The sequence below is a fragment of the Chitinophaga filiformis genome, assembly GCF_023100805.1.
GTDB lineage: Bacteria > Bacteroidota > Bacteroidia > Chitinophagales > Chitinophagaceae > Chitinophaga > Chitinophaga filiformis_B.
The window spans coordinates 1622949-1637575 of the sequence record NZ_CP095855.1 but is presented as its reverse complement, the minus strand read 5'-3'; the positions used below and the strand labels follow the sequence as shown (position 1 = coordinate 1637575).

Annotated in this window: 13 protein-coding genes and 1 tRNA gene; 10 read left to right on the top strand and 4 right to left on the bottom strand. The window is 45.0% G+C overall.

Annotated features, from left to right (window positions below):
• The first annotated feature begins 52 nt into the window (after positions 1-52).
• The 5 genes from MYF79_RS06845 (at position 53) to MYF79_RS06825 (ending at position 4157) form a co-directional block, all read left to right on the top strand.
• Positions 53-127: transfer RNA gene (locus MYF79_RS06845), tRNA-Glu, on the top strand.
• Between the two features lie 482 nt (positions 128-609).
• Positions 610-1200, top strand: a complete 591-nt coding sequence (locus MYF79_RS06840; RefSeq protein ID WP_247813158.1) for a hypothetical protein — start codon at positions 610-612, stop codon at positions 1198-1200.
• Between the two features lie 657 nt (positions 1201-1857).
• On the top strand, positions 1858-2652 hold the full coding sequence (locus tag MYF79_RS06835; RefSeq protein ID WP_247813157.1) for an SDR family NAD(P)-dependent oxidoreductase: 795 nt from the start codon (positions 1858-1860) through the stop codon (positions 2650-2652).
• A gap of 94 nt (positions 2653-2746) precedes the next feature.
• Positions 2747-3421 (top strand): Crp/Fnr family transcriptional regulator, encoded by a 675-nt coding sequence (locus MYF79_RS06830; protein WP_247813156.1) that lies wholly within the window; start codon positions 2747-2749, stop codon positions 3419-3421.
• A gap of 136 nt (positions 3422-3557) precedes the next feature.
• Entirely contained in the window at positions 3558-4157 is a 600-nt protein-coding gene (locus MYF79_RS06825) for a hypothetical protein (protein ID WP_247813155.1), read from the top strand.
• Between the two features lie 150 nt (positions 4158-4307).
• Here MYF79_RS06825 and MYF79_RS06820 read toward each other — a convergent pair whose 3' ends face one another.
• Entirely contained in the window at positions 4308-4979 is a 672-nt protein-coding gene (locus MYF79_RS06820) for a Crp/Fnr family transcriptional regulator (RefSeq protein WP_247813154.1), read from the bottom strand.
• 109 nt (positions 4980-5088) lie between these two features.
• Between MYF79_RS06820 and MYF79_RS06815 the strand changes: the two genes are divergently transcribed.
• Positions 5089-6981 carry a chloride channel protein gene (locus tag MYF79_RS06815; RefSeq protein WP_247813153.1) on the top strand — a complete coding sequence of 631 codons (1893 nt, stop codon included), beginning with the start codon at positions 5089-5091 and terminating at the stop codon, positions 6979-6981.
• Between the two features lie 56 nt (positions 6982-7037).
• Here the strand turns inward: MYF79_RS06815 and MYF79_RS06810 are convergent, their stop codons facing one another.
• The gene (locus tag MYF79_RS06810) at positions 7038-7811 is read right to left on the bottom strand and encodes a CHAD domain-containing protein (protein WP_247813152.1); all 774 of its coding nucleotides are present in this window, start codon (positions 7809-7811) and stop codon (positions 7038-7040) included.
• 199 nt (positions 7812-8010) lie between these two features.
• Here MYF79_RS06810 and MYF79_RS06805 point away from each other — a divergent pair, with 199 nt between their 5' ends.
• The 4 genes from MYF79_RS06805 (at position 8011) to MYF79_RS06790 (ending at position 12420) form a co-directional block, all read left to right on the top strand.
• The gene (locus MYF79_RS06805; RefSeq protein ID WP_247813151.1) at positions 8011-9348 is read left to right on the top strand and encodes a Gfo/Idh/MocA family protein; all 1338 of its coding nucleotides are present in this window, start codon (positions 8011-8013) and stop codon (positions 9346-9348) included.
• Between the two features lie 111 nt (positions 9349-9459).
• Positions 9460-10014, top strand: a complete 555-nt coding sequence (locus MYF79_RS06800; RefSeq protein ID WP_247813150.1) for an RNA polymerase sigma-70 factor — start codon at positions 9460-9462, stop codon at positions 10012-10014.
• A 26-nt stretch (positions 10015-10040) separates the two neighbouring features.
• Positions 10041-11045 carry a FecR family protein gene (locus MYF79_RS06795; protein ID WP_247813149.1) on the top strand — a complete coding sequence of 335 codons (1005 nt, stop codon included), beginning with the start codon at positions 10041-10043 and terminating at the stop codon, positions 11043-11045.
• Positions 11032-12420: a porin family protein gene (locus MYF79_RS06790; RefSeq protein ID WP_247813148.1), complete on the top strand. Its 1389-nt coding sequence runs from the start codon at positions 11032-11034 to the stop codon at positions 12418-12420. The genes MYF79_RS06795 and MYF79_RS06790 overlap by 14 nt, the downstream gene beginning before the upstream one ends.
• Here the strand turns inward: MYF79_RS06790 and MYF79_RS06785 are convergent.
• Positions 12408-13454, bottom strand: coding sequence for a Gfo/Idh/MocA family protein (locus tag MYF79_RS06785; RefSeq protein ID WP_247813147.1), 1047 nt, complete (start codon positions 13452-13454; stop codon positions 12408-12410). The two genes, MYF79_RS06790 and MYF79_RS06785, sit on opposite strands and share 13 nt — an antisense overlap.
• Before the next feature lie 3 nt (positions 13455-13457).
• A complete protein-coding gene (locus MYF79_RS06780) occupies positions 13458-14555 on the bottom strand; it encodes a radical SAM protein (protein ID WP_247813146.1) in 1098 nt (365 codons plus the stop codon).
• Positions 14556-14627: the final 72 nt, after the last annotated feature.

Genomic DNA, 14627 nt, shown 5'->3' with positions numbered 1-14627 from the left:
AAATTTTGCGGAATAAACTATTTCACTACCTTTGCAATCCCAAACGGGAAAGGCCGCGTTGGTCAATCGGCTAAGACGCCTCCCTTTCACGGAGGAATGACGGGTTCGACTCCCGTACGCGGTACCAGAGATGACGGAGATAGTACGAAAGTATTATCTCCGTTTTTCTTTTGAGTCAATTCGTGGGCTAGTTGGGCGATGGAGAGGAAGACTTCATTTACGCGCGTGGTTCGACACTGGTCGTTTTTCCGGTTGTAGGACATTCCTTCTGGAAAGAGTAAGAATTGAAGTTGTTGTTTTTCTGCGTAGGCGGCTAAATCGCATGTGGTAGCTAGGTTGGAGGCGTAGTTAATGATCTTATCTACACACTTATCAAAGTTCGACACCTCATTTCCCATTTTCCCCAATTCCTCTGAAGCCGCCTTCCGTTCTCCAATAAGGTTTGTTGCCTTTTTATCATGGTAGTGGGCAGACCCAGGTAAAATAAAATCTCAGTCTATTGGGAACGAAAGAATTAATGCGCCTTTCGATTGTGGCTCTCGGTTAGGGAGCATGCTTAAAAACATAATTATCCATATCTTGCCTTCATATTAACATTCCCTAACCAATATGAAAAAAATTTTCTGTATCATCCTTCTGCAACTTGTGGCAGTGCAGCTCTTTTCGCAATCAATTCAGTATGAAATAGCAAACTGTAACGGCGAGCGTCGGACCCTACTATTTATGAATCAGATAACCAGTGTCCTGTACGCGTGCAAAGGAGAGTTATCACTTAAGAAAAATCTGTCGCTCAAATTCAGCCCTGATAGCCACCTCAATTTAGATAGTCTGGATCTAGAAGCCATCAGGTTCGGTAAAGCATTTCCTAAAAACTACTGGAGTCAAGGTGTTCCGGTTATTACACTAGATACGAGGCCCAATGAGGAAGGACGCATCTGGTTTGAAAACGTGTACGTTGAAGAAGATAGCAAGGGGAACATTAAACCTATAGCTGCGCTAAAAGTGGTTTTTGAGGGCAATGATGCCGGGAAAGAAAGAGTTTCCCCAAAAATCCTCGATATCATCTATATCTCTGATCCAAAAGCGCTTAAAAAGTACATTGCCGTTATCAAGCAGTTAAAAATCGTACACAATATAAAAACTACAAATGTCCTAAAAGAGGCCGAAAACGCGCCGCCGCCACCAATAAGGAATATGTAAGATTGTTTCCCCAGCATCAAAGAGTAGTGAGTTCTCATTTTACGTCTTTTCCCAGCTATGCTATTACCATCGGGCTGCTGGTACAGGGACACAATGTTAGAGAAAATGCGTTGGTATTTATATTCTCTTGTTAAGCAAAAACGAAATTTTTCCTGTTAAATCAACGCCAAGTTTTTTGAATCATTACAAAATCACCCATCCAATAGTTCGACACCTGTCCGGCCCGTTGTACAAATAAAAAGGGAATATCTGATGATGTCCCCTTTTTTGTTTTATCCAGCCTTGCGTCTTTACTCTCGTTACTTTTCCTAAAATTGAACTTCCCGTCATACCATTCATTACATTCATCAGTTATACTGATTGTGACCGGGATTAGTTATCTTCCCCTACCACCTTTCCATAACCCGGCCTTTCAATACAGTATAAGCGTCTTCAGATCAGGGAAAAACATTGTAAACTATAAATGGCAAACCGTCAGCATATAGGTACATGAGCGTGACATTTATCACGCAAAAATCATGTCAAATATCCTCGTTGAGAGTAACCGGTTAACGGAACTTTGGTGAAGAAAAATGCAATAAAAATTATGCATAACCAGGTAAATGGCGCGCGGATCGTGCTCCCAAAAAAGTATTATCATATTTAAAATAACAGATTATGGATCTCAAATTAAAAGATAAAACTGCGCTTGTCAGCGGTTCAACAACAGGAATAGGATATGCCATCGCAAAGTCTCTGGCAACCGAAGGTGCTAAAGTTATAGTGAACGGAAGGTCCCCGGAACGTGTTACTGCAGCCGTTCAGAAGATCAAATCCGAGACCGGTAACCCCCACATATTCGAGGTAATTGCAGACCTTGGGTCTCCTGAAGGCGTCGAACTTATTGTAAGTCAATACCCGGACGTTAATATTCTGGTCAATAATCTCGGGGTTGGCCAGCCAAAAGAATTCAAGGATATTCCGGACCAGGAATGGCTAGATACCTATAATGTAAACGTGCTGAGCGGAGTACGTTTATCACGGGCCTATTTTGAAAATATGCTGAAAGGAAACTGGGGACGTATTATTTTCATCTCAAGCGAATCAGCCGTACAAATCCCTGCCGAGATGATCCAGTACGGCGTTTCTAAAACAGCCCAACTGGCTTTGTCGCGTGGTTTGGCCGAAATGACGCAGGGTACTGCTGTAACTGTAAACACTATACTGCCAGGCCCCACTTCGACAGAGGCCATTACCAATTTCCTTAAAGTCACTGCTGAACAACAAGGAATTAGTGAAACAGAAATGGAAAAAGTTTTTTTTACCAGCATGAGAGGCACCTCACTGCTTAAACGCTTTATCAAACCGGAAGAGATCGCCAGTTTGGTAACCTTTGTTGCCAGTCCGCTTTCGGCTGCTATTAACGGTGCGGCCTTACGTGCCGATGGCGGTGTGATCAAATCGGCGTTTTAATAAAACGATGTCCAACCTTTAACGCAGGCATATAGTTGAAGTATTAAGATCAAATGATTGATCGTCGCACAACATGTTTTCGAAAAAGTCCCGGTTGCTTAAAGTTACCGGGACTTTTTATGGCGATGATACTCCAATTTCCCCGTTTGCCTCTAATTTTGATATTTTTGTCAAAAATGGCGTTTCTATGTTCGAAGTTTTCGCAGCGTATTTAAAGGAAAAGGCGGGGCTAACTGATGAAGAGCTGGATCAGGTGCGCGCGGTGACAATCAATAAACGTCTTCGTAAAAGACAATATTTACTGCAAGAAGGTGACATCTGTCATTACAACTGTTTCGTAGCCAAAGGATGCCTTAGAAATTACCGGGTCAGCGAGGACGGTGTAGAGCATATATTGCGGTTTGCCGTCGAAAACTGGTGGCTTAGCGACACAGAAAGCTATAATAACGGTACCCCTACCAGAAACAATATTGATGCGCTGGAAGACAGCGATCTGCTGCTGATCGAAAAAAAAGATTTCGACCAGCTTCTCAATACTATTACCAGGTTCAGAGAATTCATAGACAGACTAAAGGCCAGAAGTTTTGACGTCAGCCAGAACCGGATCATGAGCAATATTAGTGATACAGCTGAGGAACGATATCTAAACTTTATGAAATCCTATCCCGATATTTTTAACCGCGTTCCGCTTCACATGATCGCTTCGTATCTTGGTGTTTCCAGAGAAACGCTCAGCCGGATCCGTAACCAATATTCTAAAACACATTAGTATTTGGAACCTGCGGAAAAAATTTCCGCTCTCCACTGTATGCTCAAATTGTTTACCTTCATGACACATTAATTTATATGCCCTATATCACTCCATATTGGAGGATGGAAAAATATTTACCCTATAAGTTTAAATAATGAGACACATCCTTATCCTATCGCTTTTATTCACCACGCTGCAGACCTATGCACAAACACCAGACAGCATATGGCTCAAACAGCTCCGCACTTTACGCGACGCAATCTATCAACGTGATAAAGAAACCGTCAAAAAGTTTTTTGATCTCCCGTTCAGTGCCAGCAATGTTTGGTACCTCGCACAGGAAAACAATGACGCGAATGATTCCCTGACACAGAATGCCATTAACCAACTAGCCAGTAATGCAACACCTTTGAGCGAAAAACTATTCATGCTTTACTTTGACCAGATCTTCCACAAGAAATTCGTTACTGTATTCTTAAAGATCAAAACAAAGGAAGTATTCGAAAAAAAATTCGTTCAATCACCAGAATACCAGGGTAACAATAAATGGTATTACAAATGCAGCGTCTACTTCTACAGGGCAGAACAGCGACTGCTGATCAATTACGAATCAAGTAATATGGCCGAAGGAGAGGAGCCAAAATATGACAAGAATGGCGACCTGCTCAAAACACCACTAGGCGGCTCTGAAGGTCTTGAATTTAAAATGCTAGATGGTCAGATGAAACTGGTATTTATTTCCAATGCAGGATAAACCGGGAAAAAATCACCTACCGACAATGAGATATTTGTCCGGTGGATTTCATAAAAGGGTTGTTTCACAGAGCAGCCCTTTTCGCTTTTTATTCAGTTTTGAATGCATTTCTCAGGATAGTTGTGTCCATTCATTTGTTGAGCCCTCATCCTACCCCTGCTTTATAATTGACGCTAATTTTTGCCTGTCTTTAATAATGATCGTCTTCCCCGAAAACGCAATGATATGATCAGCTGTGAACTCGTTCATCACCTTAAATATTGTTTCATATGTCGTTCCTGCATACGATGCAAGATCCTGCCTGGTGAGTGTACCTTTAATAGCACCCTCTTTATCGCAGCCAAACACTTCCGCGATCTTTAATATAGTATCCGCAATGCGGCTCTTTACATCCATATGCACCATGTTCCGCATACCTTTTTCAGCTTCCTGCAGATCTTTGGCATAATAGAGCATTAACTGATAGGTGAGTTCAGGATTTACTCTCAGGGTGGTTTTAAGGAATTCAGTGGAGATAAGGCAAACAGATGCATCTTCCAGGGCCGTAGCAGAAACAGGATAGTTTTGATCCGCTCCTATTCCCCTGTGTCCAAGCACATCTCCTTCTTTTGCCAATTTGATGATCAGCTCCTTATCCTCGCCCCACTTCTTGTGTATTTTGACCTTTCCTTCATGCAGAAAATAAAATCCTGTAACAGGCTCATCTTCCCGGAAAATGGCCTGGCCTTTTCTGAAATTCAACAGTTTAGAATTATTGTCAATAGCAACTTCCCATTCCGGTAAAGCATATTTTCTAAGAAAGCAATTGGTATGTTGATGCATAAGCAAAGGTACAAAAACATTGCTTAGGCAATGTTTTATCAACTATTTTGTTAAATAAATTTAATAAAATGTTGTTTTCGCAATATTTTTGCAATGAAAATAACAATTTATGCACGGTAAAGATATTGATGAATCCATTTCCATAGCACCGTCCCTTGACCTGACCATCGACAGGGAACAGGACGGGAACCGGCCCCTTGTGTCAAAAAGGGTCTTATACCTGAGCGTCCAGGTAATATTAAACGCTATTGTAATAGGGTTCATCGCAAAGGCGCTGGTCGCATTGATCAGTCTTATCACCAATCTTTCGTTTTACGGAAAATTCTCAATTGAAGAAAGCAGCCCTGCCCACAATCAGCTTGGCTGGCTGGTCATCATTATACCCGTGATAGGTGGTTTAGTGGTGGGTATTATGGCACGTATCGGGTCTTCAGCCATCCGCGGCCATGGAATACCGGAAGCCATGGAACAGGTGCTTACCAATAAAAGCCGTATAAAGCCTATCATTACACTGTTAAAGCCACTTTCTGCCGCTATTTCAATAGGTACCGGCGGTCCCTTTGGAGCCGAAGGACCGATCATTTCCACCGGTGGTGCATTTGGCTCCCTCGCCGGACAGATCATGCACATTTCACCCAATGAGCGGAAGATCATGTTGACCGCGGGCGCTACAGCCGGTATGGCCGCCATTTTTGGTACACCGGTAGCGGCAGTATTGCTGGCTATAGAATTGCTGTTATTCGAGTTTTCTCCCCGCTCTATTATACCTGTGGCATTGGCCTGTGCAACAGGCGCTGCTATGCATTATGCGCTTTTCAGCGATGCTCCGGTATTTGCCATGCCTGCTATTCCTTCTGCAGGATCAGAGGCGATGATCTGCTATGTAGCCATGGGTGCAGTTATAGGACTGATTGCCGCTTTTGTAACCAAAAGCGTGTATTTTATCGAAGACCTGTTTGAAAAATTGCCCGTACACTGGATGTGGTGGCCGGCAATAGGTTCTCTTGCAGTAGGTATAACAGGCTATTTCGCTCCTTATACAATGGGAGTAGGGTATAGTAACATTTCTCAATTGCTGAGCGGCAATATCACCATTCAGCTTATACTGGGACTTTGTTTTCTTAAATTCATTTCCTGGTCGATCTCTTTAGGCAGTGGTACCTCAGGAGGAACACTTGCACCGCTCTTAACCATCGGAGGAGCCACCGGACTGGGACTTGGCATTATTGTGACATCACTGTTTCCCCAGGTTAACATTAGCCTGCCTACCTGTGCGCTCATCGGCATGGCCGCCATGTTTGCAGGATCGGCAAGGGCCCTGCTCACTTCTATTGTTTTTGCCTTCGAAACTACCCTGCAGCCACATGGCTTACTCCCATTACTGGGCGCCTGCACTGCCTCTTACTTTGTCTCCTTCTTTATGATGAAAAGCACCATCATGACGGAAAAAATAAACCGTCGGGGCGTACAAACACCAGATGCATATGAACCGGATATACTACGGGAACTGAATGTGGAAGAAGTGATGGATAAAAACGTTCCGGCAGTAAGACTGGATGCAGGCATCAAGGACATATTGGAAGAACCTGCTGCAAAAGTGCAAAACGGATATGGCGTGATCATTTTCGATAAAGAAGATAAAGTACAGGGAGCTATCAACCTAAAAGATCTGTATCAGGGCGTACTCAAAGGACATACCGCCATATCTGACCTGAAATATGAAACGGTGGTTGTTTATCCCGCCAGCACTTTACTCACCACCATTACCTTAATGGAAGAGCATAAACTGGACCTGTTACCTGTGGTATCCAGGCAAAACAGGGAAAAAGTACTGGGCGTTATCACAAAGGACCTGATACTTTCTGCTTATCGCAGGCGGCGTGAAGATAGCGATGAACATCAACAGGAAATTTCAATAAAGCGAAGCGGTTATAAATTCCTGGCCAGAACGAAAAGGTTGAGACAGGAACAGGCTAAAAGATTTTCCAGGGGAACAAAGTAATCAGCCATACTAAGGAGTGACGGCAGCAGTACAGATGTATTGTTGCCGTTTTTGTCTCAGCCATCCCGCTTAAGGACCTTATCCCAAAATCCGTTACCAATTGCGTGAACGGCTTTAGCTGCTTTATCCTGTTCTTTCCGCAACCTGCTGATCTTTGTTTTATTAGAGGCCTTGTAAGCAGTCAGCAGTTCAACAGCCACTGTAGTATCATGCCATTTACCGATAGCATCCTGCACCTGAATCAGATAGTCAATATCCAGCGACAAGGCGGCGGTCAACCGGCCGTGAAGTATCCCGTGAACATATACGAGATACTTTATTCTCTTGCGGGCCTCATGAAACTGACCGGTGGATGCCGTAGCAAAAACAGCCGCTATTTTCCTTAGTTGCCTTGTGAACCAATGTTTGATGCTGCGATTATGAACAGGGCGTAATGACCTTAGAAATGATTTGACCATATTGGTGATATCATGGTCATAATGGGTTTTATTTAACCGGAACTTTCCGGTTTCCTGTTGGATGATATTAGTTGCTTTTATATTGAATACCGGTTGATGAATATCGAACTGCTTTATCATTTGCAGGTTAATACTTGCTTCTCTGATAACTCCGGCCCGATGAAATATTTGCTTTATATCTTTTTTAATAGTGACATCTCCTTCTCCCCTATACAATTTTGTCAGTTTTGAGAACGCCTTTAGCTTTTTGATCTCTACCCGTAGTTTATGCAATGCCTCCTGGCTTCCCGATGCGGCAAACGTATGTAACTGGTCCCGCAGCTCCAGGCACCGTTTGACAAGGTATTTCCGTTGCCTTTTCCGTTTAAGCATACCCCACTGGTTTACAATCAAAGTTACCACTAATTCCCCACTGATGCCGCGGCCGCTATTGTCTCAGCACACCACAAAATTCTCCGTCTTTTCACTCATCAAAATTTCCATAAACCCCATTTTTATTTTTTTACATTAGATGGCCTATTCTAAATTTCCATCTGCAAAAAACATTAAACTATAAACAGGTCACATCGTTATGAAAAGGAGAGAATTTATTAAAACCGGCGGCCTTGCTGGCGTAGGAGCAGGCCTAACCATTCTTAACTTTCCCGTATTTGGGAAAAATGCTCCCAGCAATAAGCTGGTATTAGGTGTAATGGGTGTCAATTCCCGGGGAAACTGGCTGGCGCAATGTGCAGCAAAGCTCCCTGGTGCAGAAATAGGCTATATCTGCGACGTGGAAGACGGCGCCATTGCCAAAGGACTAAAGGCGGTTGCCGGCGCACAGGAACGTAAACCTACAGTCATTAAAGACATCCGCCAGTTACTGGAACGCAAAGACTTTGATGCTTTGTTCGTTGCCACTCCCGACCATTGGCATGCGCCAGCAGCAATAATGGCCGCAGCGGCAGGTAAGCACGTATATGTGGAAAAACCCTGCGCCCACAACCCGGCAGAAGGAGAATTACTGATAGCAGCGGCAAAGAAATATAATCGCCTGGTACAGATGGGTAGCCAGCGCCGTTCCTGGCCAAATATGCAACAGGCTATAAAGGAGGTGAAAGAACAGCATGTACTGGGGAAGATATACTACGGGAAAAGCTGGTATACCAATAACCGCCAGCCTATTGGCATTGGTAAAAAAATAGCCGTGCCGGATACTCTGAACTGGGATCTGTGGCAAGGCCCTGCTCCGCGCCGCGACTACCTGGACAACATCGTTCACTATAACTGGCACTGGCGCTGGCACTGGGGCACCTCCGAAACATGTAACAACGGCACCCACGAACTGGATTGCCTTCGCTGGTTTATGGACCTTGAATTCCCTACCAAAGTGACCTCTGCCGGCGGGCGTTATGCCTATCCGAAAGATGACTGGGAAACACCAGATACCCAGACCCTCAACTTTGAATTCGAAGGCGGCAAGGCCATTTCCTGGGAAGGACGCAGCTGCAGCTCATTCAACCTGGAAGGCAGCGACCGCGGTTTCGCCATTTTCGGAGATAACGGCACCCTGTACAACAGTGGAGGCGACAGCTACAGGATAGTAGACATAAAAGGCAAGACCATCAAAGAGGTGAAACAGGCCACAAACACCAACCAGAGTGCTGTTAACACGGTTAGCCCTGCCGGAGAATTCTATGATGCAATACATATCAATAATTTCCTGGAAAGCATTCGCGGTAACGCCAAACTGAATGCTGAAATAAATGTCGCCTACCGTAGTACATTACTGCCCCTGCTCGGCAATATTGCCCAGCGCACGGGCAGGGTACTGCATACAGATCCCTCCAATGGACACATTCTCAATGACGCCGAAGCCATGAAATTGTGGAAAAGAGAGTATGAAAAAGGATGGGCGCCTAAGGTTTAACAGCAGCAGGTGGCCTGAAAACTTTTTTTAAAGTTCGCATAAGGGTATGTTGCCCCCATTGTGTTATACTATTATATCATTGTGCCAACAAGCATTGGGTAATTAACGGTATTGGAGAAACGAGATAAATCTGAACTGTTCCTGCAGCTTTTTCATACCTGCTATGAAAAGCTGCACCGGTATGCCTATACATTACTGAGGAACAGTGAAGAGGCCAATGATGTTGTACAAACTGTATTTGCCCGGCTATGGGAGAAACGGGATACCCTTGTCTTTGAAGAAGATATAAAAGGGTATCTGTATCGTTCTGTTTATAACGGCTGCATGAACAACATCCGGAAGGAAGGGGCAAGGGACAGGTATATGTCCTACAAAACCGGCGACAGGGACCACTTCATGCAGGGGGGCGCAGAACAACAAATGCTGGCCAGGGAACTTGAAACACGCATTTTACAGGCAACCGGTGCCCTGCCTGCACAATGCAGGATCATATTCCTGAAAAGCCGGGAAGAAGGTAAAAAGTATGCTGAAATAGCCGCAGAACTGGGTATTTCAGTTAAAACAGTGGAAGCACAGATGAGCAAGGCCTTAAAACTGATGCGGGAAAAACTGGCCGATTACCTCCTTACAATTGTGCTGATATTGCATATACATCATCTTTTGTAAAAGCTGGCATGAAATAACTGTTACTATTGAGCGAACAACAACACATACCGATATCTGAAGCATTGCTGGTAAAATACCTGGCCGGAGAGGCAAGCCCGGAAGAGGCTATCGCCGTTGACGAATGGGTAGCGCAAACTCCGGACAATAACCGTTTGCTGCAACAATATCTGCAGTTATGGTCGCATGCCGGCGAGAACGGAGTATACAAGGCCCCGGATCTTCAGCGGGAATTACACCGGCTCAATATCAATGAGGCGGCTCCTCCTGCGCATCGCGAAATGCCTTTATTACGGACGCTGTTCATTCGCCGCGCAGTAGCAGCTGTCTTCATATTAGCCCTCGGAGCGGCCCTTCTTGTATTCTTCCTTCCCCGGAAAACAACGAGCCCCCCTCCTATGCTGGCGCTTACAGCTTCACATGATATTCTCCGGGATACTTTGCCGGATCATTCAAGCGCAGTCTTAACGCCCGGCAGCCGGCTTGAGCGCCCCGCTTCATTTGATGGTCCTGACAGAACAGTACACTTGCAGGGAGAAGCCTATTTTTCTGTTGCACCCAACGCAGATAAGCCTTTTATTGTACATACGGATGCAGCAGATATCAGGGTAATTGGCACGGCATTCAACGTGAGGAGCAACAAAGACAGCATTACAGTACAAGTGGACAATGGTGCTGTACTATTTTTCGATAGTAATGACAGTGTCATCGTAAAGGGTGGCATGCAGGGTATGTACCAGGTAGCCACACATCGCTTCACCACAACAAAGATGAATGACAACAATGACTATTCCTATGCCACCAGGACATTTCGTTTCCAGGCTACCCGTATGGAATCAGTAGTGAACACCCTGGAAAAAGCCTACAACATAAAGATCGTACTGGAAAATAAAAAACTGGCTGACTGTACGATCACGACCTCATTTACCAATATGCCAATTGAATATGTAATGGAGGTCATCGCCGCATCATTGTCCATACAGTATCGCATAGAAGGGTCTGTTATTTATATGCAAGGGAATGAATGTAATTGAGTTATTTCGAAAGGCATGCCTGGTAATGGCATGCATCATAATATCGAGCGGTGCAAAGGCGCAGACAACGCCGCCATCATTAAACAAAACAGTACGCGTACCATTAAAGGAAGTAAATATTACTACCCTGGGGGATATGATAACAGCGCAGACAGGCTTCATCCTTTCCTTTAACGCGCAAAAAATATTAGCCCGGCAACAGCTCCAACTCCGGCAGCCTTCTTACTCCATTCACCAGTTACTTACCATGATCAGGGAAGCCACCGGCGCTGATTACACCATCTACCAGGATCATATCATCTTCCACCGGATAAATAACAATCGCGGCGCCAGCCGGCAGACTGCAGGCAGTCATACCTCACAGCTGTTAATACAAAAGCACCTGGCAATTACCAACCGGCAACCGGCAGGTGCAACAGGAAAACAGATCCGCATCCCAACGCTCGGCCAGACAAGAGCGAACAAAAGGCCCGAGAGACCTTTACCATCCGGAAAAGCATCCGATGAAAAAAATAATATTCAGCGGGATATTGTCACAACCCCTACGAATAAAGGAACAGGTATCAAGGCTGGCATTGCGTCCGGCGCCGCAACAACAAATTTCCCTACAGATGCGGCAGCGGCGCGCATACCCGATACGATCAGGATCTTGACGCGAAAGGATATGAAGTCAATTGCAGACAGCAGCAAAACTGCTGACAATTCGTTGTCTGACGTAATACCGTTAAGCGCTCCTGTTCCTGTCATCAAGCCGGCATTGCCGGTATTACCACAGGTAACGCCATCTGCAAAGCGGGAAAAAGAACGATATGTATATGAGAAGCCGGGTCTTTTCAAGCCATTTGTACAGGCAGGCTTTGCCTCAGATGAAGGGCTTTACGCTAACCTGCAGGCAAAGGCCGGTATCACATTGGTATATGGTGTTTTTTCCTGGGGAACTGATTTCTCCGTATCAGGTTTTCGCTATGGTGCAGGCATCAGTTATCCTTTGAACAATGGCTGGCTAATAGAGCTGGAAGCCACAACCGGTAAGCTGTTCAAAGAAACGCCTGTACAAATAGATGATGACACCACTACAACAAAGCCTATCCTTTATGCAAACAGCCGTCTGCAAAGGATCAGTCTTTTTGCACAGAAAAGCATAGCACCCCGCTTGTCAGTATATGCAGGGCCTGTGTTCAATCATCTGAGAAGTACATATCAGCTAACAACCTGGCCCTTAAACCCGGCCACTCTCCAGGCGATATTATTAACACCGGAAAAAGAGTACGTCACTGTCAGGGCCCCCTATACACTCCATCGATCTCCGCCTGAGAAAATGGAAGATATCAGGACATGGATCGGTTTTCAGATCGGTATCAGTTACCGGCTCTGACCCATTGCCTGTTTCAGTTCATCCAGCAAACGGAATGTATCGGCAAAGGTGGCCGGCGCTGCACGGTGCAACATTTTACCTCCTTGCACCTGCTTTACGAAATAATGGATCTCGTCACGGTAGCCATACTGTACAACAGGATTGTTCCCTGCTACGGGCGTTGTAGTGGTATAATTGGTTTCAATCAGCTGCCGCCTGTTGTTGAAGATCTTGTCGAACGGCACTCCTGCAAACTGCCGGCCTAATGGCGTGATCCGGAAATTACCCGGGTAATCTATTTCAATTACATTTCGCGAAGTAAGGCATTGCAGCGTATCGGTAAATAATGACCAGGAATAACAGCTGGACAGTTCCAACATGCCGCTTGCCTGCCGGTGCTTCAAAAGCAATTGCAGATGTATGCCTCCGTTTACACCCGCATGATGTAACAGTGTGTATTGCTCTACTGGTCCAAAGAACTCCAATACATTGCTGATAGGATGGCAGAATAACTCCATCACAGCATCGCCCTCAGGATAAGCTCCCGTGATATAACGGGCCTGATAACTATAGGCATCAAGAATGCTCTTCTTCAGTTGCCGGTTCAAGGGACAAAAACGTTTATTGAACCCGATCATACATTTACCAGCGTGAGGATGGGTCATCAGCTGCTGCAGGGCAGCATAACTATCAACTGCCGGCTTTTCCACAAACACATATTTATCTGCATCAAGGCAAGCCTTTACCACCGGGAGCTGGTGTTCATTCTTCATACAGATAAAAACGCCCTGAATCAACGGATCTTCTAATATCATAGAAAGAGCTGATACGCCTGTGCATCCCGGGAAAAGACGTGCCGCCTGTGTTGCGACCGCTGGCTGACGGGAGTAAAGGTATTTGATACGGACGCCCATATTCAATATTACAGGATACAAATTGTCGAAGCTATGCTGCCCTACTCCAATAAAAGCGAAGGACGGGCCTTCACTAAACAGCCCGCCTAACATCTTCGTTCTTCGCCATTGCTTATATGTATCAATAACCAGCTCCAACATGTTCTACACTTTTGCCATTACAGATTTAAAACTTTCTTTCTGTTTATTCCACTGATAATCCCCAAACAATTTCTCCGTGATCAGGTTGCCCAGTAAGCGTTCTGATTGCCGGAGCAAGGTAATATCGTATTTACGATGGAAGTTGATCCAGCAGCCATTACAGTTATGGCAGTGATGTTTCTGCACAGCATTGGTAGCAGCATCATTAAAGATATGATCCAGTGTATGGTTATAAACATTCCCCAGCTTCAGGTCCAGGTTCTGACAGATGGGCACATCTCCGTTTGGCAGTACTACAAGGCTGTCGAAAATAGAATAACAGGGCATTTTCAATTCTCCCTGCTGCCAGTATTGATACAGTTGCAGGAAATCAAGGTTCTCGTCAAACCCCTGCAGGCTATGAATAATATCAGCAGGTATTTCCAGCCTGGCTGCAGTAGCGGCGGGAACTTCACTGGCAATAACAGCATCTGTATGCGCTGTTTCTACTGTGTCGAAGTAAGAGATATTGTTGTAGATACCAATACGCAGATCTGTGCCATACTCCGAGCATACCTGCATTACGTGTCGCAGGTCATCAAAACTGTTGTAGGGTGACAGCGTGAACATAATGGAAATATCCTGTTCCTGATGCAGCTCTTTGATCACACGCAGCACTTTATCATAGCCATCCTTTCCCCGCATGAACTGATACGTTTCCCTGTTACCGTCCAGTGAAATGAACAGGCGCTTAGGGGCATATTCTTTTGCGGCTTTAATAACCTTTGCAGGATCCAGGCAATTCGATAAAAGATCATATGCGGGATGAAACCTGCTGAACCACTGTAAGATGTCAAAAGCCTGTGGATGCAGGAGGAATTCACCTCCTTCCAGGCCTATGTTGGTAGATTTGCTGATACAATCACTCTGCATAATCTCCACGATCTTTTCCATAGGAAGATGTACAACCGGTCTTTTGGCCCATATCAGGCAATGCTTGCAACGGGACTGGCAAAGATCCGTAGCATAGATCATAAGGGTAGATAATTTCTTTGAAGCAGGCTGTAGCTGGTTACGCACGAACCTTGTAGCCCGTGACACATAGTCGGCAGTGGTATACATGAATGTTGCTTAAGAGAGCGAATAAATAAGAATAGCTATGATTATAATAAACATAAGGCTTAGAAAAGGCAG

Coding starts and splice junctions, on each gene's coding strand:
- MYF79_RS06840 (WP_247813158.1), top strand. CDS start 610: ATGAAAAAAATTTTCTGTATCATCCTTCTGCAACTTGTGGCAGTGCAG.
- MYF79_RS06835 (WP_247813157.1), top strand. CDS start 1,858: ATGGATCTCAAATTAAAAGATAAAACTGCGCTTGTCAGCGGTTCAACA.
- MYF79_RS06825 (WP_247813155.1), top strand. CDS start 3,558: ATGAGACACATCCTTATCCTATCGCTTTTATTCACCACGCTGCAGACC.
- MYF79_RS06820 (WP_247813154.1), bottom strand. CDS start 4,979: ATGCATCAACATACCAATTGCTTTCTTAGAAAATATGCTTTACCGGAA.
- MYF79_RS06815 (WP_247813153.1), top strand. CDS start 5,089: ATGCACGGTAAAGATATTGATGAATCCATTTCCATAGCACCGTCCCTT.
- MYF79_RS06810 (WP_247813152.1), bottom strand. CDS start 7,811: ATGCTTAAACGGAAAAGGCAACGGAAATACCTTGTCAAACGGTGCCTG.
- MYF79_RS06805 (WP_247813151.1), top strand. CDS start 8,011: ATGAAAAGGAGAGAATTTATTAAAACCGGCGGCCTTGCTGGCGTAGGA.
- MYF79_RS06790 (WP_247813148.1), top strand. CDS start 11,032: ATGAATGTAATTGAGTTATTTCGAAAGGCATGCCTGGTAATGGCATGC.
- MYF79_RS06785 (WP_247813147.1), bottom strand. CDS start 13,454: ATGTTGGAGCTGGTTATTGATACATATAAGCAATGGCGAAGAACGAAG.
- MYF79_RS06780 (WP_247813146.1), bottom strand. CDS start 14,555: ATGTATACCACTGCCGACTATGTGTCACGGGCTACAAGGTTCGTGCGT.